This window comes from Motiliproteus sp. MSK22-1 (assembly GCF_001968815.1).
Classification (GTDB): domain Bacteria; phylum Pseudomonadota; class Gammaproteobacteria; order Pseudomonadales; family Balneatricaceae; genus Motiliproteus.
This window is the reverse complement of record NZ_MIEQ01000096.1, coordinates 174536-195136: the sequence shown is the minus strand read 5'-3', so window position 1 is coordinate 195136 and position 20601 is coordinate 174536. Positions and strand designations below refer to the sequence as shown.

Sequence of the window (20601 nt, the reverse complement as noted above, 5' to 3'; positions counted from 1 at the left end):
AATAACAGCTCTAACAGCAGACATCGCTTCAAACTATACTGTATTCTACACCAGTATATTGATGCAGATATGCCTTTGAAAACACGACTGTATGTGAATTGAATTAAACGCCTGGCAAGAACGGGTTTAGATTTTAGAACTCGATACCACTCAATAAAAACAGGGTTGTTAAATGTACAACTATGATGCGGCAGTTTCACGAAATATTGGATGGGTTACCTTAGACGAGCAGAACACCCTTCGTCAAAAACGCATTGCCATTGCCGGTTTGGGAGGCGTTGGCGGAGCCCACTTAATAACACTGTCAAGATTAGGAATCGGCGGATTTAACATTTCGGACTTTGATACATTTGAAGTACACAACTTTAACCGACAACAGGGTGCTTCTATGAGCACACTTGATCGACCAAAGCTTGATGTGATGAAAGAAAGAGCTCTGGATATAAATCCCGAGCTCAATATTCAGGAGTTTCCGGAAGGCATAGATTCCCAAAATGTTGACCAGTTCTTAGAAGGCGTCGATCTATATGTGGACGCTCTGGACTTTTTTGCACTAGAGGCAAGAAAACTGGTTTTTAAAAAATGTGAAGAAAAAAAAATTCCCGCAATAACCGCAGCCCCACTTGGGATGGGTTGTGCATTCCTGGCATTTATACCTGGAAAAATGTCATTTGAGGATTACTTCAGACTCGACGGACTGAGCGAAAAAGATCAATTGATCAGATTTCTCATTGGTTTAGCCCCCACCATGTGGCAGCGACACTACCTGGTCGATAAAAGCACCGCAGACTTTGACGCACACAAAGGACCTTCAATGCCAATGGCTGTTGATCTATGCGCAGGTATAGCAGGAATCAACGCACTTAAGATTCTGTTAGGAAGAGGGTCCGTACTATCAGCACCCTATGGATTACATTTCGACGGTTATCTGAATAAAAGCAAGATCACTCACCGGTGGTGGGGCAACAAACATCCGTTACAACAGATATCTTTTCGAATCGCCAAAAAAATACTGGGCTGACCCGAACCAGATACATCAGACATCCCACCAGCAATTTCTTTCCACGCATCGTTTCTTTTTAGACAAAAAAACTCACACAAAAAAAGGGAGCGCATATGCGCTCCCTTTTACGATTCAACCTAATTCTTCGAGAATACTATACTAGGCAGCCTTGCGACGAGCTGCAGCACCCAGACCAAGAAGACCCAATCCCAGCAGCGCTAAAGAACCTGGCTCAGGAACGCTTGCAGTGATAGAACCATCAAGGTTGGACTGACGAATTGCATTTGTACCAACAAGCAGCAATTGATCAGCAGTAGGAATTGGAGGATCTACGTTAGTATCCAGCTCCAGTACAGGTGTGTTACCCGCAGCAAGCTCATCATGCGCATCAAGGAAGTTACCGCCACCCGCATCAATCCAAAGGAAATCATCTAACGCGAAATCAATGTCGAAGAACAGATCAAGGTTAGGACCAACAATGCTGGAACCTGTTAATGAACCACCCAACACCTTGGTACCATCTGCAATAGCACCACCAACAGCCAGATCATCATCAAAGAACACTTCAAAAGTACCGCCTGTGTATACAGGACCAGTAGCAGTCAACATACCATCAAAGTGATACAGTACGTTCAGGTTCCAGCTCAGACCAAAACCTTCACTATCAGAGCCGATATTTGGTGGAGCCAATGGGTTAAGTGCATCAATATCCTGCTGACCATCAGTTGGCGTTGTTAGCGCAACAGGTGTAACTCCGTCAAGAGCCGTGCCAGCAGCTGGAATACCAAGCCCAGCCAGCTCGCCTGGAATATTAGTATCAAAGAAGCTACCGAATACAGAACCATCAGTGAAATCATAAACAGAAGTTGCAAGCAACCCACTAAAACCAAACTCGTTAAACAAGCCAGTACTAGTGTTTGCATCTCCCAGTGAGAAAATTGCCGCTGTATCGTAGGCGTTATCGCCCAAGTCGATAAACATGTCGTTAGCGACAGCACCAGTACTAAACAGCAGTACTGAAGCAGCTAACGCGCTCTTGGTAAAATTTTTCATTTTTTAATCCCTTCTACAAAGATTATTTAGGTTGTTTCGTTAACCTTACTAAGCAATCCGAATGCCAACTTTAAAATATTAATTAATTTCAACAGCTTAAAGCAGATTAAAAAAACCACCAAATAGCATTTGTAAAAAAAACTGACACCTTTCGAATAATAATTTTGGCCGTCACATACCATTTCAGAAAAACACCCTGAACGACACCAGGGGCCTTACCAACATAGGATCCGAAAAACCTATCCAAAGACCCAAAACCTGTTTAAAGGAGCGATTGCAGCAGGGCCTGAGCCTTGGCCTTCTCTGAGAACTCTTTATCCAGCACCGGCTCCAGCACAGCCCTGGCTCTTTGTTCTTGCTTATTTTCCTTTAAAGACAACGCGTAGTGATAAGCGATCTCAGGATCATCAGGCAATGCATCATAAGCCTTCTCAAGCAATACTTGCGCCCGACTATAATCCTTATTTAGCAATGTCAGATAACCGTAGGTATCTACGACTGCAGCAATATTGGGATTCAGCTGATATGCACGTTCAGCATACTCCAATGCATCACTAAGCTGGTTATCCTTAGCTAACGCTGAGGCAAGGTTATTCAATACAACAATATTTTCGGGATTCTTAGCAAGCATGGACTTATACAGTGTAATGGCCATTGAATACTGTTTGCTTTTCAGTGCCTGACTGGCAGCATACATCTGCAAGGCTAGATCCGCCGGTTGCTTTGACGACCACTGATTCAAAAACTCGTCAGCTGCTTTATTCAGCCCCTGTTGGGTCAGCGCCTCATAATAAAGTATTGCAGTTAAAGGATCAGCCTGTAGATCGGATGCTATTTTCAGGTGCTTAGCCGCATTTTTCCAGTCTCCCCGCGTCGCATAATCCTTCCCTTCAATCAACGCCAACTCTGCATTGGCGCCATACTTAGCAACGAACTTGGACTTTTTTCGCTTGGCCAGTTCCTGCCGACCATCCGCAAACAAAAAACGCACTTCATTTATTTGCAGCCACTGATTGGTCGGAAGAGCCTTTAGTCCTTTGTCAATCACCTCCAACGCCGCTTTAAACTTCCCCTGTTTTACCAAAACACCTATTTGAGCTTGATAAGCGCGAATTTCATCAGGCTCTTTGTCGGACCAGGCCAGATAATAATCAAACGCTGCCGGATAATTACCCGCCGACATTTCCAGATTCCCCAGCCTGACAATAGCATCAATATAACGGGATGATTCCTGGCCAATAGTCAGCAGTGTACTCCTTGCTTTTTCCAACGCCCCCCGATCTGAATAAATCTGGGACAACATAAGCTTTAGAGTATCCTCAGCCCCCTCATTTACTGCTTTATTTACTAACTGAAAGGCTGGTTCTGTATCTCCGGTTTTTTTAAGCAGCTCATAATATACACTGAAGGCAGGGTAGTACTGCGGATCCTTATCAATTACGTCTCGAACCAGTTTTACAGCCTCATCAACACGACCCCGATCAAAATAAAGCTTGGCCTTTGCCATCCGTATCGCAGTTACGTCCGTAACTTTTTCGAGCCCGCTATCCAGCACTTTTTCAGCATCATCATAATGGTTGGCAGTTGAATGTATTGCGGCAAGGAGGATGTATCCTTCAGCTTTTTCCGGATCTTGAGTGATAGTCTCATCGGCCAGTTTGAATGCTGAATCAAAATCTTTTTCCAACAAATGGAATTTCACCAGTGCTGAACGTGCAGCAAAGGAACTCGGCCTGATTTTCAAAGCGGCGCTTAGATCTGAAGAACCAGAGCGATCATTCTGGTGCAGCTTAAGCATCCCCACTGCTGCATGGGCTAAAGCATCTTCCGGAGCAATTTCCGCTGCTCTCTCATACATTTCAAATGCATCATCCACTTTCCCGGAATTGACCAGCTTATTACCCAGGTCCGCAAGAATTTTCTCGTCTCCCTTCTGGGCTCCACCGACAAGATCAAAAACAGATTGAGGGTCCGAGTAGTATCCCAATTCATAGTTTACGAAGGCTAACATCCGCCGAGCCACGTGGTTGTCGGGCAATTTATCAACGACCGCAGACAAATTAGTATGACTGGTCTCCCAGTTCCTGAGATAAAATTCCGCGATTCCTGAAAGCAACTTCGCCTGACTACTGTCTCGCCCAACAGAAAGTGCCTTATCAGCATAGAGTTTAGCTCCTTTCCAATCCTTCTTATCAATGAACAGACCTGCTTTCAATAACAAGGATTGCTGATGCGTCGGTGCCGACTTCAGCACCCTATCTATATATTTCTCCGCCTGCTCTCGATCTTCATTGGCCAAATACAATTTGGCGGCATCCACGTACAAAGAAAGACGCTTAGGCTCAATCGCAACGATCTTTTCCAGATGCGAAATTGCCTCAGGGTATGATTTCCTGGCCTCGTACAGTTTCATTGCCAACACATGCCCCTCGGCAATATCCGGCGTGTCGTTTAGCAATGCTGACACTGACGCCAGACCTTGAGCCGGATCTTTTTCTTTATAGGTCTGCAGATAGGCCTTAGCCAGTTTGCCATAGGCTGACTGAGGAGCACTCTTGTGAGCCTTCTCAAAGCTGATATACGCATCTGGAGTATTGAGCAGATAAAGACTGGAAAGACCACGATAAAACCGAATCATCGGTTCTTCAGGACTTGCTTCGATGTTAAGCCGCCGGGTTTGCTTCAACAATTCCCCATACTTATGCTGGTAAAAAAATGCCAGGGTCAGCTCATCCGCCAGCTCATCTGCCGAATAACCAAACTCAATCGCTTTAGCAAGTTCTTTTTCAGCCCCAGCGCCAACCTGACTTCTCAGATAGACCTTGGCCAGCAAGTAACGCGCTTCAGCGTTTTCGGGATTGGATTGCAATGCGTTTTTCAGCTCAATCAAAGCTTCACGATCCTGTGATTGTGCCAGTAAATTTTTAACTTCTGTAATATATTCAGCGTCTGTTTTCTGAATATCGCAACCCGACACAAGCCCTAGCAACAGACCACCGATTGCGGTACCGGTAAAGTAACGAGAAAGGCGGTTTGGACCAGACACACGGAAGCGATTCACTGTCTTTTTATTCCTCTGATACATTTTAAATTTCCCTGTTACAACGGCCAGATAACCCATTCTTTTCGCAGCCTGATAAATATAACCGATACAAGAGATTGGTGGATTCAGATATTAATACATAAGACGACGTCCAGACCATGCCCACACCCGAGCCAAACACCCCTAACGGCAAGAATGGCATATGCGATCTGTTGAATGCATGGCTGATCGACAGAAACACTGAAAACTACTCCGTATCAAGAGAAGCAATTTTTTCAATTGTACCCATTCTCGCAGACACGCGCGCTAACTTCATCGGCACAATTCTGCGAGCAGTATCATACCCCGCCTGGTACAGCTCATTTTTTTGTTCGGGAGATAGCTTAAATTCGATAGGAGAAACACTGCCGGTATGGATGACAACAGTAGAATGCCAAAAACTCTCATTAATATACTCCCGCGACATTGTTGTCATAAATGTCCTGATAAGTAACGCAAGGTAGCTTTTGAGCGGAAATAACGGCAAACGTTTGACTTTTTCAGCGGATTGGAGACTTCGTAACCGGAAAACCACCACGGTAGAACCATCACCAGCCCAGTCTCGTTGCAAAGCATCTTCTGACAAGATACTGCCATCAACCATTAGATGATCTTTAAATTCTTTAAAGCTGAACAGAATAGGTATCGACATCGAAAATCGAACCGCTTGGGATACTTTAAGTTCAGGAGTTCGATCTACATCAAAGATAACCGGCAACCCTGACCTCACATCGGTCGCCACCACATGGAAGCGTTGCTTAAGATCACAAAAACGTGCCCCCTTGAGCTTATCGTCGATCCACTGTTCAAACCGGTCTCCGGTCGAAAGCCCCCCTGTCCTTAGCAGACTGAACAATGACTGGTCGAGAAACTGGCCAAAGTCAGTCGCTTCAGCAATCTCCCTGATTTCAGACAGCGGCCACCCGCAGGCGTACAGAGCCCCGACAATACTGCCCCCTGAAACACCGACCAGATCTGAAAACTCAATATCCAATTCTTGCAGAGCTGTCAGTACACCAATATGGGCAGAGAGACGACTTCCACCACCCGCTAATACAGGTACCATTGAACGCTCTTCACTAGAACTCATCGCCAAATACTTCCCCTCCCTGAAGCCGCATCATGATCCAATGGGCTACTCAACCAAAAACTATCATAACATTGTTTGAAAACCGTTCATTGAATCTACAGCAAACCCGCGGTGATAAACTGCAGGACTATGGTTACGGGGTCCAGCTCGATTTACAACTCCAACCATATTTACAATAGTAAGCAATAGATCATCAGAGCAACAGATCCGCTATCAAGGGATTGATTTTCAAAAAAATGGAATACTCCCCCCTTTGCCAGAAAAACAAGATAAACTATCCTAAATTGTAACTTAAGCAAATCCAATTGCAGCCGTTAGTATGTGCCATGAAAATAATTTCAACTAATGCTATTGTGCTCATGCTCTCACTGCATAAAATGTCAAATTATCCAGTCAGTCGGCGTATAATGTTCGGTTGAAAACGGTTGTTTAACGTTTCAATAGATGAAATAAGGATTAGGTTCTACAATAATGTCGACAGTACGCTTTAACCGACTCTCTGTGCGTAAGCCCTATGTTGTTCTGGCACTTATAGAAACCCTGGCAATGATGTCCTGCCTTTTTGTTGGCATCATCTATTCAAACAGCAGCTACAGTGCCGGATTCTTTGATCATTTCTTATGCCTCGAATGCCTTACTTTCGTTATGGTTGTTTTCGTCTGCATGGCCGCAATGGGGCTTTACCATGCCCGCCTGCGAGGCGAACCAACTGAACTTTTAGCCCGAATTTTCTTCAGTTTTGTCTTAGCAACGATCGCTCAGGCACTACTGTTCTACTTTGTCCCTTATTTGAATATCGAACCCAAAGCCATAGGCTTGGCGCTGTTATTGTCTTTCTTTATAGTCTGTGGACTTCGGTATCTCTTCATTAGAATAGACCAGACAAGCCTGCTAAAAAAACGCATCCTGGTACTGGGAGCAGGAGAGAGCGCCAGCATTATCCACAATAAGATGAGACGCGATTGTGATCGCCGTGGTTTTCGCATTATGGGTTACGTCGGCATGGACGATAACACCACCACTATCGCCGACAGGCATTTAGTGTCCGTCGATCTGGATAAGCTTGACGAATATACAAGTCGCTATCAGATTGATGAAATAGTCGTTGCTGCCGACCAACGCAGAGGCCGTCTGCCAATGGATGCGCTTTACCGCTGCCGCCTTGCCGGAGTTAATATTATAGAGCTGGCAACCTTTGTTGAGCGGGAATCCGGCAAAATCCCTCTTAAGATGATGTATCCGAGCTGGGTCATTTACGGTGACGGATATCGTAAAACAGGGTACCTGTCCCGCGGTGTAAAGCGCTTGTTTGATATGCTGGTTGCCCTCGCCTTCCTGTTCGTAACCTGGCCGGTGATGCTGATCACAGCCTTACTGATTAAGCTGGAGGGCGGACCGAATTCGTCGGTGCTCTACCACCAGATACGGGTAGGGAGAGACAGCGAACCATTCAAGATATACAAATTTAGAAGCATGCGTGAGGATGCGGAGAAAAGCGGTGTTGTTTGGGCAATGCAAAACGACAACAGGGTTACGGCTGTGGGTGCTTTTATCCGCAAATACAGAATTGATGAACTCCCCCAATTATTCAACATCCTGCGAGGGGACATGAGTTTTATCGGCCCCAGACCAGAACGCCCTGAATTTGTCGAAGGCCTGTCAAAATCCATCCCATATTACGGTGATCGACATCAAGTTAAGCCCGGCTTAACCGGCTGGGCACAGATATGTTATTCCTATGGTAGCAGTGAAGAAGATGCTCTTGAGAAATTGCAGTATGACCTTTACTACATCAAGAACTACACCCTGCTACTGGATACCATCATCCTTATCCAGACTTGCGAAGTCGTTTTCTTTGGAAAAGGAGCAAGATAGGCTGCTGTGCTGCGTATATTCAGGGATAGTCAGTATATTCAGGGACAGCCAGAACAAACCGCAGCCCACTTAACTATTCAATGACAGCAGTGGCTCAATATAGCAGTGGCGCGGGTGATATCAGCGAGAAGATTCCAGATAGGTACGACGAATCTGCTCAACCGTGCCGTCTATTTTCAAATCATCAAGTGCTTTCTGGAAACGCTGCAATAAGATGGGGTTGGTATTTTTATGGAAAGCAAACCCCATCTCCCCTCCCAGCAACAGGTATGATATTTCAAATTCACGAGGATCAATCCCCAGTTTCAGCATATTCCAGACAGCAACATCATAACTGTATGCAATCGCATCAACCCTTTTACGGTTGAGCAACTGCACTAGATTTGAGGCCAAATTACTGGCCACGATTGATGATCGATCAACCCCTTTCTCAATAATTATTTGCTCGCCAATATCTTCTCGAACGACACCAATTATCAACCCCTTCAAATCCGGATCAGAAGCTATCTGTAACCGATCCTGTTTTCTGGACAGTATCACTATCTTGTTTTCAACTACCGGGCCGACAAAATTAAAAATTTTCTCTCTCGCGGGTGTATATGTAGTCGAAAAGAGAACAGTGTCAGGAGCCCGCTGAACCACTGCATACCCTCTTGCCCAAGGCATGAACTCAATTTTTCGCAGTCTCTCAGGCACCTCCAGCTTGTTCCATAGAGCTTTTAGTACATCGACCGTTATACCCTGTGGCTGCCCCTTATCATCAACATAGTTATAGGGCGCATAGTGCTCACTAAGCCACCGAAGTCTGCCATCTTCTTCAGCAGCAGCACGGGCACAGACGAAGAATACAAATATGGATAATAAAAGCTTATATGCTACGGAGTGCATAACTCTGACCTGACTAAATAGATTTCTAAAGCTTCAGTCTGTAATCCAATACACCAGACTGGCCAGCATAAAAACTCAACAGGGCTGTCAAGCAGCATATACTCAATCAGCTATAGTAATACTTGAGTACACAGAAGGTTCATCCAATATGATCTCTGAAATCAGGTTTGTTTTTTCGCTCTATTTTCCGCAGCTCTTTTATCAGCAAGAAGCGACGCAGCGGTATCCGCAAGAACAACCTACAAGATCTGGTCATAGAACCCTAAGTAAACGCTATCGAGAAAAGAAGAAAATTGTCAGAAACATCTGGATCGCCGCTGGTTTCTTAATGGTGAGTTTCCCCCTGCCCTCATTTATCGTTACTCTCGGCTTGTTTACTACATTTTTATCATTCACCATTCTGGATGAATCCAGCTGAAAAACTCTTACTGTACTATTTTCAACCACTTTCTTTCCAATCATATTCTTTCCAGGGAACTACCTTGCTGAGGCTTTTCCCTATACGACTATGGCCAGCTCAACGACCAGGGATCCTGATATGCGAGCAAGGCTTGATCAAATGCCTTATTCAGAAAAAGCCTCCCTTCTTCAGGCGGGCAGATAAAGCGAAACTCCTCAGCGTCCCACTTAAACCCTATTGCATAGGCATGAAGATAGCCCCTATCTATCTCATCACCCCCTCCCCCATAACGCTTATCTCCTACTATGGGAGCCCCCAGGCTTTTCATTGCAACTCTTAACTGGTGTGTTTTTCCAGTTAAAGGCTTGAGTAAAAACAATCGCAGGCCAGGGCTGACTGAACAGCATACGAACTGAGTCCGCGCCGGATTATGAGCGCCATTGACCAACTTCCAGCTCCCTCTGCGCCCCTTAGTCATTTGCCCTTTTATAAGCCCTTGCTTCTTCTTGGGCTTTCGATCACTCAAGGCCAGATAAAACTTATCCACCTGGCGCTCACGAAACAGCTCATTCAAACGCCGTGCAGCTTCAAGATCTTTCGCAAAAACCAACAACCCAGATGTCATCTTGTCCAATCGATGAACAGGATAAAGCGAATTCAATTCCAAATCGGATTTCAGTTGCTCAGCAACGCCTAACAAACCACTTTCAGTGTGAAATCCGACATCCGGGCTTTTGTCTATTAATACAAAACGCTCATTTTCAGAGACTATTCGATACATACGAGGCTACTTTTACATTGGAGGATAAATGCAAGGAAATGGTTTTGTCATCAGCAACACCCGCTCGCTAATCCAGCAATGATCAAACAAACCAGGACAATTGTGATTTAGGATAGGTAAAGGTCATATCTTCTGATATCAATAGCGATTGGATATGACCTTAAACTTTTTCTGTGAAAAGCAACATCCTGATTTAATAGAGCGTTTTATCTCTGGCTTCCCATATATCAAGTGCCATTTTATTCGCTGCATCAGACTGCTCTACACGGCCTATTAATTTCAAACTCACCGCTAAAGTTTCCAACAAGGCCCCGGTGCCATACTCATGGTCAATTTCTCCACGCCACAGCCGAAGCAAGTCACGGGTGTCTATCTGCTTATCCTTAACCAGCCTTTGCTGAAAACGCCGAGGCCATATATCATCAACGTACTCCCCATTGCGGACCCATTGCAGCGAGCAGTCGCTGTCAGGTTTTATTTCCGCTTCACCGCCGTCGCCCTTCACTGTCACACTATTATTTTGACCAAGTAACTTGGCAGTTTTCTGGTGCATTGGCGCGTAAGCCGGATGAAAAACACCATCAATCCGATATGGTGCATCTAAAGGGTTAAGCAAACGACACAGCGTATGAACCGGAGATCTTAATCCCAGAATTGGCCGCAAATTAATAATCTCAGACAACTCAGGATTTAGCATATCAATGGAAACATACGCCAAATTACAGTGCTTTAGCTCCAATTCAGCGTCTAACCAGTTCTTCGCGGCCTTTAAACCGAACAAATGCAAAAGGTCCTCGATATAAACTCGACCTGTTGTATGACCACGGGCGCCGTGCATTAATATGCTTACCCCATCACTGGCCAAAGCCAAAGCACTGAGAAAGAACCATGGCAGTCGATTTCTTTTACCTGCATAAGTTGACCAATCCAACTCAACCCGCAGATCATCTGGTACAGTCATTTGCTCACGTACAGCCTGCACAAAACCACACAGCTCTTCAGGGCTTTCTTCTTTCACCCGCAAAAGCATTAAAAATGCACCCAGCTGCTCCGGCCTTACCTGCCCTTCAAGAATCATGGTCATCGCTTCTTTGGACTCAACCGTCGTCAGCGATCTAGAACCATTTTTTCCTTTGCCAAGGATACGAACATATTGGGCAAATGGATGCTCATTATCAGACATGCTTTAGCTTCCTCCGCTGCATGGAATCGAGAACCTTTAACGTTTCTGTCCCTTTGATTCGCTATAGGCTACAGAAAACACTCTATATTTTTTTCAGGTTCGTAGTGCATTCTATACGCTGCCAAGCAGCCTCGTATAGCTAAATTACGGTTGTTTTTCTCACCATTTTCTACTCAACAGCCAGACCACAGCAGGCAATGATATAAGTCATCCATTCTTATATCCAATTAACCAAACTATCCCTCTCCATTTCTCATAGCGCTGAAAAATATCAACCAAATGGTAAATAAATGACATTTATCTATTGCATGGCATGACCGGCAGTCATACTATGACCACCAGTCACAAACGTACAAAATTTAATTATGAATGCGATAAGTCGAAGAGAGAGAGATTTCATACGCCGCGAGCAGGAAATTCTCACAGCCAGTACACGTCTTTTTTCCACCGACTGCTGGGAACTGGTTACTGTTGAGCAAATAGCCCGAGAAGCCGATATTGCCAAGGGCACTCTTTACAAGCACTTTTCCAGCAAAGAAGAGCTCTATGCAAGACTCTGCCTGGATTTTTATCAACAGCTCCAGGAAAAGATTCGTCAGTTGGACAACAACCTCAGTCCAACAGCAACGCTTAGAGAAATTATAATGATTTCGTTTAATCATTATCTCACTCACCCGGCACCAGCCAGGGTCAGCTTCTATTGTGAACGACAGGATTTTAAAGAGCGCTTAAAGGAAGAGACAAAGGCCCGGTACATCAACTCTGAAAAGGAATTCATAGAAACCATGTCTGAACTGATGAAACGAGGCATGGAAGCAAAAGAGTTTCCCCAGCGCCCACTCGAAGAGCTGATGTTTGGCCTGGAAGCAACCTTCCGGGGAACAATGATGTTGATCTGGAATAGCGCCAATTATTGTTGGTCAGATCAACCAATGGATACCCAGCAGATGATCAACTGGACTTGTGACTACATGATCGCAGGGATCACTGGCTGCACTAAACCGCTAGCACCGGTAAATCACAACTAACCCTCGTCGTTACGAGTGGATGAAGATAGGATTTTGAGATGAAACGTTCAAGCCTCCTGGCTTTGGCTATTTTTTCTGTAGCAGCACTCTGGATGCTAACCGGAAGCTTCAGAACCAGCCTAAGTGCTGGAGAAGGAGAATCTCAAGCGACCAAAGCTGAAGAAAACAAAGTACGGGTTCAGGTTGAAACATTGACTGCTACAGAAATCGCTCGTCAATTAACACTCCAGGGCCAAGTGGACCCATACCGTACAGCAGCCCTAAGAGCGGAAACCTCGGGCCGAGTGGTTAAACTACCCACTCAACGGGGCGAACGTGTAAAGGCGGGGCAACTATTGGTTCAACTGTCTGTTGATGATCGAAATGCACGATTAGCTCAGGCAAAAGCTTTACTGCTACAACGCAAAAGCGATTTAGCCGCCAGCCTGTCCCTGCAGTCAAAAGGACTTAAAGCTAAAACTCATATTATCCAGGAAAAAGCACTGGTCGCTGCGGCCGAAGCAGAACTTGAACAAATTCGCGTGGAACTGAAGAACACCCAAATACTCGCTCCATTTGATGGCGTATTAGATCAACGCCCATTGGAACTCGGGGATTTTGTTGATCGAGCAGATCAAGTCGCTACCGTCGTCGATGATAGTAAAGTACTACTGACCGCTCAGATCCCTCAGCGCAGTCTGTCCAAGTTGGTATTGGGACAGCAAGTTAATGGCCGACTCATCACCGGCAGAGAAGTGACCGGAACACTGACATATATTTCAACCACTGCTGAAACTGAAACCAGAAGCTATCGTATTGAAGTTGAAACACCTAAACCCCTTAACGAGCGCTGGATAGGCCTCAGCGTCAGTTTGGTTGTACCCGTTGAAAGAGTCCGGGGGCACCACATATCAGCGTCATTGCTGAACCTCAACAGCTCTGGAGAATTGGTTGTTAAGATTCTGAATACGGATCAAAAAGTATCAATATTACCGGTTAAGATCATTCGTTCAGAGGATGACGGCGTATGGGTTTCCGGTCTACCGGAGGAAGTAACCATTATTACTCTGGGACAAGGCTTTTATCAGCAGGGGGAAACGGTACAGATAACGGATTCAATTGATCCGATTCAATCCGCGAACAATACCAGCAATCACCAACAAGGCTAGATGATGGGCACTTTAATTGACGCGGCTCTGGACCGCAGTCGCACTGTACTGCTGGTTCTCTTCTTTTTATTAGTTGCTGGCATCTTCGCATTTATTACGATACCGAAGGAATCAGACCCGGATATAGCCATACCCATTATTTATGTCTCCATCAGTCATGAAGGCATTGCTCCCGAGGACGCCGAACGCCTGTTGGTCCGTCCAATGGAGAAAGAGTTACGTAACATTGAAGGCATCAAAGAGATGCGCTCTGTGGCAAACGAAGGCCATGCTTCCGTCACGCTTGAGTTTGATGCCGGTTTCGATGCCAAACAAGCTCTACTGGACGTTCGTGAAAAAGTGGATATTGCCAAGTCTGAGTTACCTGAGAGCACCGATGAACCCAGCGTCCACGAAGTCAATGTAGGCCTTTTCCCTGTTATGACGTTAAGTCTTTCCGGCCCCGTGGGAGAACGGCAGTTAGTTCAGATAGCCCGGAATCTCGAAGATGAGATTGAAGCACTGCCTAACGTCCTGAAGGTAGACATAGGCGGTGATCGGGAAGAGGTACTGGAAGTATTGGTTGATCCACTGGTTTTGGAAAGTTATAACATCGACTACCAGACTATTTTTGACATCGTCGGTCGTAATAATCAACTGGTAGCAGCGGGAGCAATGGATACCGGCTCAGGACGATTAGTCCTGAAGGTCCCCGGTGTTATTGAAGAGCTGGATGATATGCTCAATCTCCCGGTTAAGATTCACGGCAGTACCGTTATTACCTTCGCTGATGTCGCCACATTAAGAAGCACTTTTAAGGATCCGGAAGGCTTTGCTCGCGTGGATGGCCAGCCCGCCATCGCCCTTGAAATCTCCAAACGCACTGGTGCCAATATAATCGACACCATTGAACAGGTTCGCACGATTGTCTCAGCAGCCAAGCAACAACTGCCAAAGGAGTTACGGTTTACTTACATTCTTGACAAGTCTGAACAGATTCGCAACATGCTCAAGGACCTGCTCAACAATATACTGAGCGCCATAGTACTGGTCATGGTCATTATAATCGCGGCACTGGGATTTCGCTCTTCATTGTTGGTTGGGCTGGCTATTCCCGGCTCCTTTCTGACCGGCTTACTATGTATTTATGCGCTCGGCATGACCCTGAATGTTGTCGTTCTATTCAGCCTGATACTCGTCGTCGGTATGCTCGTGGACGGTGCTATCGTCGTTGTCGAGCTGGCTGATCGGCGCCTAAACGAAGGGCTTCCGGCAAAAGAAGCATTCAGCCATGCAGCCCAACGCATGGCGTGGCCGGTAATAGCCTCTACCGCAACCACGCTGGCTGTTTTTATGCCGTTGGTATTCTGGCCGGGGGTTGTTGGTGAATTTATGAAGTTCCTACCGATAACCGTTACCATTTGCCTTTTAGCGTCGCTAAGTATGGCTTTAATTTTTTTACCCGTAGTTGGACGCCTGCTTAACCGCAAACGTAACTTAGGCACCCTTGCCCCAATCAATGATCCGGTGTTGACTGATTCCTCCCCTGAGAACGACTCCCTGCCAATCAAAAAAACCGGACGCGGCAGTTTGGCCTATCTTTGGCTCCTGGAACGCTTAATCAGGCACCCGGCTAAGACGTTATTATTCACCCTTGCTATTATTGCAGGCACCTATTATGCCTACAGTCTTTTTGGTCATGGCGTAGAATTCTTTCCTGATGTCGAACCCGAAACAGCACAGATTCACGTTCACGCCAGAGGAGATCTATCAATTCACGAGAAGGATCGCTTGCTGCAACAGGTCGAGAATCGTATTGCGGGAATGGACGAGCTCAGGGCTACTTACGCACGTTCCTTTAGCCAGGCCAGCAACAATACTGCCGAAGATGTGATCGGCGTGATCCAGTTCCAATTCATAGACTGGCATGAACGTCGCCGGGCCAAAGATATTCTCAATGAAATGCGAGTACTGACAAACGGAATTCCCGGAGTTTATCTGGAGTTCAGAAAAGAGGACTCAGGCCCCTCCGGTGGAAAACCAATACAACTGCAGATTAGTGGCCGTGACGGTGACCAAATCAATCAACTCGCCCAGGAAATCCGCGACCTGATGGTGGAATTAAAAGGTTTCGCAGACTCGGAAGACAACCGCTCGTTACCCGGAATAGAATGGCGACTAGAGGTTAATCGTGAAGAAGCTGCCCGGTACGGAGCTGACATAGCCTTGCTGGGTAACGCAGTACAAATGCTAACAGCCGGTATCAAAGTTACAGAATACCGACCTGATTACACCGATGATGAAGTCGATATCAGAGTACGCTTCCCGATCAACGAACGTAAACTTGATCAGTTAGATCAACTGCGGGTTAAGACGAATAAAGGAATGGTCGCTATAAGCAACTTCATGGAATTGGTCCCTGCCCCTAAAACCGGATCTTTAAATCGGGTAGACGGTCGCAGAGTCATTACCATCCAATCGGATGTCGAGGAAGGCCTTTTAGTCAACGACAAACTTCTTGAACTACAAACAGCACTCAAAGCAATGACCATCCCCGAAGGAATTAAGTTGAATTTTAAAGGCGAAGATGCTGATCAGAAGGAAACCGGACAGTTCCTGATCACGGCCTTTACCATTGCACTATTTGTCATGCTGTTGATTCTGGTAACGCAATTCAACAGCATTTATCAAAGTTTACTGATACTCAGCGCTATTTTGTTCTCCACAGCGGGCGTACTAATTGGCCTAATGATTACCGGGCAACCCTTCGGCATAGTAATGGTCGGTATTGGAATCATTGCCCTGGCTGGCATTGTTGTGAACAATAATATCGTCCTGATTGATACTTACAATCGATTCCGTAATGATGGCGATGAGGTAATGGAAGCGGCGCTAAGGACGGGGGCTCTAAGGTTACGTCCTGTGCTGCTAACTGCAATTACTACCGTACTGGGCCTGGTACCGATGGTCTTTGCTTTAAACATAGACCTGATTAACAGGCAGATTGATTTAGGAGCCCCTTCGACTCAGTGGTGGACGCAACTGGCAAGCGCTATCGCAGGAGGCCTTAGCTTTGCAACTTTGCTGACACTACTGCTGACACCTTGCATGCTGGTACTTGGAGAACGTTTATTTGGAGCGAAAAAAACAAATTCTGACTCAAAACCGGTACCAAACCTGACCTCGCCATCAGAGAACCTGTAGCGGAGTCAGAAAACCTGTAGCGGACTCAACCACTTATACTCTCGCACAGGTCAGCAGCCCTCAGTATATGAGTTTATATGGCTATCGAGTTTGGATAATCTTCCTGAGGATCAAGCCCCAAAGCCGTGATTTTCTGAGTTATCTGATTGTCTATATTAATGGTCGAACCAGGTGCCGATAACGAATATCCAGAGTGAGAAAACATCCGACCTGACCTCGCAGATTGTACAAGCAATCTGGTAATCTGGCAGTCAACGCTAACCAACAATCGGCTTGATGGATGGGTTAGCGTGAAAGGAATGCTCTGTATACTCATCAACAAACTCCTGAGGGTTTAAGACGCTTGCTCATAAACTCCTTAGTAAACGAATCGGTTTATATTAACAATATCAAAGCTTCTCAGTTTACTTCTGACACTCTTGGAAATACTGACAAAATTCATCACCATATTATTGAATCTTTCAAAATTTGTAAGCTCTAGCTCCTCCAGGAAAAACAGCCTCAGTTCAGTTTCATTTGCTGCCAACCAACATCCTTTCATCAATTCCAAGTCATAATTCAGATTTAAAATTCTGCTCAGGCTTAAGGAATCGTTTTTATTTGCCATATTATCAATCAGACAATGAAGAATTATGTTATCACCTGCATCCGGTATTTCTATAACAACCAGCTCTTCACCACTGCTTTCCTGAAGAGAACATACATTGCCTTCCCACTTGAGCGGGGTTCTCAAAAACTCAGATAATTTGGAAAGAAGCTCCTGTTTCTTTATATTAACGCTCACAATTATTCTCCTGGATAGTCACATCATCTCAACGCCCCAACAGCTTCAATTTTTATCCAAATAGCTGATTTTAATTATGACTATCCTTCCTGCTACGGTTACATTTATGGCTACAGTCAGTAAAGCTGACAGTCTATAGAGCTAAGCGTCCTCAAACACTGATAATAACTTTGTGGTAATCGGTAAACTTAAGTTCCCATATTGATCATTCACCAACTACCCTATAGGATCAAAAATCAAGAGGATAAATAAAAGAATAGGGAACAATTTAATTACAATCAGTAACCTTAATTTATAAATATTCGACTCTAAAATAAAGCATAAAAACAAATCATGGAACCTATTTCATTACCAAACCACAAAAAAATCAAAGATTTTAACAACCTAAAGACAACATCGATAATAAGCAGGTACCCAGTAGATTCTAAAAACTGTTTCTCTTGGAATTCATAAAAAACACAAACAAATTGAGGCAGGAGAATAATTTTTAATTTACACCGAATTCAATAATTAAAATTTTAAACATCAACTATTAGGAAGTTTATATGGATGCAAATACTGCACTTTTGGAGTTGTGTCAACAATGGGGAATATTATTACCAATCAATCAGGGAACAGTAAAAATAACAGATATCAACGGTTCTGATTGGGTCTTTAGTTGTTCAGGTAGCAGCAAGATATTTACTATTCACACAACATTAATAAAAGACCAAGACAAAACAGTAAATTTGGAAAGTATACTTGTATTAAACATGAACAGATCATTACTTAATTGTTCATGGATTGGTTTGTATGAAGATATAATTTACTTAGGAACATCATTACCTAGAAAAATCAGTAATACAGATCAACTTCAGAATATTTTTGATGATATGCTAGAAACCAAGAAAAAATTATTACCACTCATTATCTAAATAAATCTATCGTCTAATCAAAGCTATCATCTAATTAAAGTTAACACTCGATATACTAGAAGTAGTTGAACATCAATGCTTAGAGTATTTTAGTTTGTACGACTAATAAAGTTGTTAGCCAGTAACCTTCCTTGGCGTTACACCTAATTGTTTCATACGGTGATATAATGTTCTTTTAGGTACATCTAATTCACTGGTTGTTCTCTCAATACAACCTTTATTACGATGAAGAGATTCTTCAATTAATAGCCGCTCTATTTCATGAAGATTATGCCTTAGTGATCGACCATGAACGCGAGGTTTAATTGTATGACCCAAAGGGCAAACACCCAAAACGTACCGGTCAGCAGCGGCTTTCAGCTCTCGAATGTTTCCCGGCCAGTGGTGTGATAACAGCTTCTGATATATCTCAGTTGAACAGATTGGTCTTCTTACATTCAATCGTTTCGCAGCCGCTGAAACAAACTCGCTGAACATGTGAATAATTACTTCTCGGCGCAGTCGCAGGGCAAGAAGATTTATCGTTACCGTACTAAAACGAAAGTGCAGATCCTCCCGAAAGCGACCTGCTTTAACCAGCTTTTCAAGTGGATCCTTGGTTGAAATAATAATACGAACATCCAGTTGCCTGGAGTCGGTACTGCCTAAACGCTCAACACTCCTTGTCTCCACCACTCGTAAGAGTTTCGCTTGTAAAGACAGGGGCATACTATCTATTTCATCCAGATAAAGCGTTCCTTCATTGGCTACCTCTATATAGCCCGCCCGTGACGTATGGGCTCCAGTATAAGCGCCGACCGAGACACCAAACAGCTCACTTTCAGCCAGCGTTTCTGGCACTGCTGCACAGTTGACAGCAATAAATGAGCCTTTTCTTTTCGAAAGCCGGTGAATCGTTTTTGCCAGGGTGTCTTTACCACAACCCGTTTCCCCTTGGATAACCAGATCGACAGGAAGAGGAGAGATAGTCTCCACCAACTTCCGCAACGACGAATCCCTTCGAAGATCCTCATTACGCATAGGAAAAGTCCTTATAGCGATATTAGTCATTTGGGAGGCCCCTATCAGTTTGCATTACTTTTTGACAGATCCTATGGTTACTATTTATTTTCCCTTGGATAAAATTATTAACTCCTCAACTCCCGAAGCCTTCTCCACAGTTCAGATTCTTTAGGCTTGTCCGTGAGGCTACGCATCCTGCTCTCCAAACTTTCATAGCTGGATTTACCTGCGTCTTCCACTCGACTATCAATCAGACTTTCTTCCGCCACATTAGCCAACAGCCTGTCGACCTCATTTCCATTTTCTCCTCTTTTAATCAGATCATTCAACGCAATTTTGTTACGCGTATCACGCATTGATTTAACTATGGAGTCAGATTCTTTACTAAGATAGGATATATCCTCACTAACCATTGCCATCACTTCATTTGAAATGTCTGCATATTTTTTTAACAAAGGGGTTTGGTGTTGATTACTGGCATTCCGTATATCTATATGAGCTTTAACCATATCTGTATTTATCCTCTTCAACTCAGATATGGATTTTTGCAGTGCTCTGTTAGCCAGAACATATTTTTGATAATTATCTCCGGACAATTTTGCAACAGAGGCCTTTGATCTTGCTTCACGGACAGTACTTTTTGCTTCTTCAAGTCTCGTCATAAATCCAGTCAATTTATTCCGACACTCCCCTTCTTTAGCTTTTACTCGACCGAGCCTGTTAAGACTAGAATTATTGGTACCGTACTTGTTAAAAATCACAGCATCCCGCGATACAGATTGACCCACTGGCTTCTGTATTGATGCCTTGACTAAAGAGGAGTGAAGTACTCGAGGTGAAGGTGAAATTAAGCCGACTGACTTCCCTGGCATTGTTTTTTTTTGATCTCCAGGGTGATGCGTTATGAGTGATTTTTTCGATACTAAAGAGCTGACTTTATTTTTTACTTGTTTTATACAGTCTTTAAAGGAAAACGTTGTTGGATTAAAAAAATTACTCGCCGTTTTTTGATAAAATATCGGGGCACGGGGCCGGGATGATAAAAAATTCAAATGAGAAAGCGACTGAGTATTTTGACGATTAGTATTAATATGGTTAAAGTTTATTGAAGATAAATTACTCAAAGTATGACCCCATATTTTTACCGTTTATGTTTAATTTCCGTCACCTTATTTCTTGATTTTTTA

General features: G+C 44.4%; 17 protein-coding genes. 7 read left to right on the top strand and 10 right to left on the bottom strand.

Features of this window, described 5'->3' with window-relative positions:
* The first annotated feature begins 172 nt into the window (after positions 1–172).
* A complete protein-coding gene (locus BGP75_RS24570; RefSeq protein ID WP_076721547.1) occupies positions 173–1021 on the top strand; it encodes a ThiF family adenylyltransferase in 849 nt (282 codons plus the stop codon).
* A gap of 141 nt (positions 1022–1162) precedes the next feature.
* Here the strand turns inward: BGP75_RS24570 and BGP75_RS27300 are convergent, their stop codons facing one another.
* From BGP75_RS27300 to BGP75_RS24555, 3 genes are all read right to left on the bottom strand, one after another.
* Positions 1163–2056 (bottom strand): PEP-CTERM sorting domain-containing protein, encoded by an 894-nt coding sequence (locus tag BGP75_RS27300; RefSeq protein WP_076721546.1) that lies wholly within the window; start codon positions 2054–2056, stop codon positions 1163–1165.
* 262 nt (positions 2057–2318) lie between these two features.
* Positions 2319–5141, bottom strand: coding sequence for an XrtA/PEP-CTERM system TPR-repeat protein PrsT (gene prsT, locus BGP75_RS24560; protein ID WP_158070173.1), 2823 nt, complete (start codon positions 5139–5141; stop codon positions 2319–2321).
* A 205-nt stretch (positions 5142–5346) separates the two neighbouring features.
* Entirely contained in the window at positions 5347–6228 is an 882-nt protein-coding gene (locus tag BGP75_RS24555; RefSeq protein WP_076721544.1) for a patatin-like phospholipase family protein, read from the bottom strand.
* Between the two features lie 471 nt (positions 6229–6699).
* Between BGP75_RS24555 and BGP75_RS24550 the strand changes: the two genes are divergently transcribed.
* Positions 6700–8103 (top strand): TIGR03013 family XrtA/PEP-CTERM system glycosyltransferase, encoded by a 1404-nt coding sequence (locus BGP75_RS24550; protein WP_076721543.1) that lies wholly within the window; start codon positions 6700–6702, stop codon positions 8101–8103.
* 120 nt (positions 8104–8223) lie between these two features.
* Here the strand turns inward: BGP75_RS24550 and BGP75_RS24545 are convergent, their stop codons facing one another.
* Positions 8224–8991, bottom strand: a complete 768-nt coding sequence (locus tag BGP75_RS24545; protein WP_076721542.1) for an ABC transporter substrate-binding protein — start codon at positions 8989–8991, stop codon at positions 8224–8226.
* A gap of 148 nt (positions 8992–9139) precedes the next feature.
* On the opposite strand from BGP75_RS24545, the gene BGP75_RS26905 reads away from it, so the two are divergent.
* Entirely contained in the window at positions 9140–9409 is a 270-nt protein-coding gene (locus tag BGP75_RS26905; RefSeq protein WP_143821178.1) for a hypothetical protein, read from the top strand.
* A gap of 88 nt (positions 9410–9497) precedes the next feature.
* Here BGP75_RS26905 and BGP75_RS24535 read toward each other — a convergent pair whose 3' ends face one another.
* Both BGP75_RS24535 and BGP75_RS24530 read right to left on the bottom strand, forming a co-directional pair.
* Positions 9498–10172, bottom strand: a complete 675-nt coding sequence (locus BGP75_RS24535) for a TIGR01621 family pseudouridine synthase (RefSeq protein WP_076721540.1) — start codon at positions 10170–10172, stop codon at positions 9498–9500.
* 193 nt (positions 10173–10365) lie between these two features.
* Complete coding sequence (locus BGP75_RS24530) at positions 10366–11355, bottom strand: glycosyl transferase family protein (RefSeq protein WP_076721539.1); 990 nt, start codon at positions 11353–11355, stop codon at positions 10366–10368.
* 365 nt (positions 11356–11720) lie between these two features.
* Here BGP75_RS24530 and BGP75_RS24525 point away from each other — a divergent pair, with 365 nt between their 5' ends.
* From BGP75_RS24525 to BGP75_RS24515, 3 genes are read left to right on the top strand one after another with little or no spacing between them, the layout of a single operon-like run.
* Positions 11721–12383 (top strand): TetR/AcrR family transcriptional regulator, encoded by a 663-nt coding sequence (locus BGP75_RS24525; RefSeq protein WP_076721538.1) that lies wholly within the window; start codon positions 11721–11723, stop codon positions 12381–12383.
* Between the two features lie 38 nt (positions 12384–12421).
* Positions 12422–13531 carry an efflux RND transporter periplasmic adaptor subunit gene (locus BGP75_RS24520; RefSeq protein ID WP_076721537.1) on the top strand — a complete coding sequence of 370 codons (1110 nt, stop codon included), beginning with the start codon at positions 12422–12424 and terminating at the stop codon, positions 13529–13531.
* 3 nt (positions 13532–13534) lie between these two features.
* Positions 13535–16714: an efflux RND transporter permease subunit gene (locus tag BGP75_RS24515; protein ID WP_076721833.1), complete on the top strand. Its 3180-nt coding sequence runs from the start codon at positions 13535–13537 to the stop codon at positions 16712–16714.
* 73 nt (positions 16715–16787) lie between these two features.
* Here BGP75_RS24515 and BGP75_RS26900 read toward each other — a convergent pair whose 3' ends face one another.
* Positions 16788–17030: a hypothetical protein gene (locus BGP75_RS26900; RefSeq protein ID WP_143821177.1), complete on the bottom strand. Its 243-nt coding sequence runs from the start codon at positions 17028–17030 to the stop codon at positions 16788–16790.
* Positions 17031–17072: 42 nt separating this feature from the next.
* Positions 17073–17498: a type III secretion system chaperone gene (locus tag BGP75_RS24510; RefSeq protein WP_076721536.1), complete on the bottom strand. Its 426-nt coding sequence runs from the start codon at positions 17496–17498 to the stop codon at positions 17073–17075.
* 545 nt (positions 17499–18043) lie between these two features.
* Between BGP75_RS24510 and BGP75_RS24505 the strand changes: the two genes are divergently transcribed.
* The gene (locus tag BGP75_RS24505) at positions 18044–18412 is read left to right on the top strand and encodes a hypothetical protein (RefSeq protein ID WP_076721535.1); all 369 of its coding nucleotides are present in this window, start codon (positions 18044–18046) and stop codon (positions 18410–18412) included.
* 114 nt (positions 18413–18526) lie between these two features.
* Here BGP75_RS24505 and BGP75_RS24500 read toward each other — a convergent pair whose 3' ends face one another.
* Complete coding sequence (locus tag BGP75_RS24500; RefSeq protein WP_076721534.1) at positions 18527–19462, bottom strand: sigma 54-interacting transcriptional regulator; 936 nt, start codon at positions 19460–19462, stop codon at positions 18527–18529.
* 77 nt (positions 19463–19539) lie between these two features.
* The gene (locus BGP75_RS24495; RefSeq protein WP_143821176.1) at positions 19540–20538 is read right to left on the bottom strand and encodes a hypothetical protein; all 999 of its coding nucleotides are present in this window, start codon (positions 20536–20538) and stop codon (positions 19540–19542) included.
* Between the last annotated feature and the right edge of the window lie 63 nt (positions 20539–20601).

Coding starts and splice junctions, on each gene's coding strand:
- BGP75_RS26900 (WP_143821177.1), bottom strand. CDS start 17,030: ATGAGTATACAGAGCATTCCTTTCACGCTAACCCATCCATCAAGCCGA.
- BGP75_RS24515 (WP_076721833.1), top strand. CDS start 13,535: ATGGGCACTTTAATTGACGCGGCTCTGGACCGCAGTCGCACTGTACTG.
- BGP75_RS24570 (WP_076721547.1), top strand. CDS start 173: ATGTACAACTATGATGCGGCAGTTTCACGAAATATTGGATGGGTTACC.
- BGP75_RS26905 (WP_143821178.1), top strand. CDS start 9,140: ATGATCTCTGAAATCAGGTTTGTTTTTTCGCTCTATTTTCCGCAGCTC.
- BGP75_RS24530 (WP_076721539.1), bottom strand. CDS start 11,355: ATGTCTGATAATGAGCATCCATTTGCCCAATATGTTCGTATCCTTGGC.
- BGP75_RS24500 (WP_076721534.1), bottom strand. CDS start 19,462: ATGACTAATATCGCTATAAGGACTTTTCCTATGCGTAATGAGGATCTT.
- BGP75_RS24525 (WP_076721538.1), top strand. CDS start 11,721: ATGAATGCGATAAGTCGAAGAGAGAGAGATTTCATACGCCGCGAGCAG.
- BGP75_RS24505 (WP_076721535.1), top strand. CDS start 18,044: ATGGATGCAAATACTGCACTTTTGGAGTTGTGTCAACAATGGGGAATA.
- BGP75_RS24520 (WP_076721537.1), top strand. CDS start 12,422: ATGAAACGTTCAAGCCTCCTGGCTTTGGCTATTTTTTCTGTAGCAGCA.
- BGP75_RS24535 (WP_076721540.1), bottom strand. CDS start 10,172: ATGTATCGAATAGTCTCTGAAAATGAGCGTTTTGTATTAATAGACAAA.
- BGP75_RS24555 (WP_076721544.1), bottom strand. CDS start 6,228: ATGAGTTCTAGTGAAGAGCGTTCAATGGTACCTGTATTAGCGGGTGGT.
- BGP75_RS24545 (WP_076721542.1), bottom strand. CDS start 8,991: ATGCACTCCGTAGCATATAAGCTTTTATTATCCATATTTGTATTCTTC.
- prsT (WP_158070173.1), bottom strand. CDS start 5,141: ATGTATCAGAGGAATAAAAAGACAGTGAATCGCTTCCGTGTGTCTGGT.
- BGP75_RS27300 (WP_076721546.1), bottom strand. CDS start 2,056: ATGAAAAATTTTACCAAGAGCGCGTTAGCTGCTTCAGTACTGCTGTTT.
- BGP75_RS24550 (WP_076721543.1), top strand. CDS start 6,700: ATGTCGACAGTACGCTTTAACCGACTCTCTGTGCGTAAGCCCTATGTT.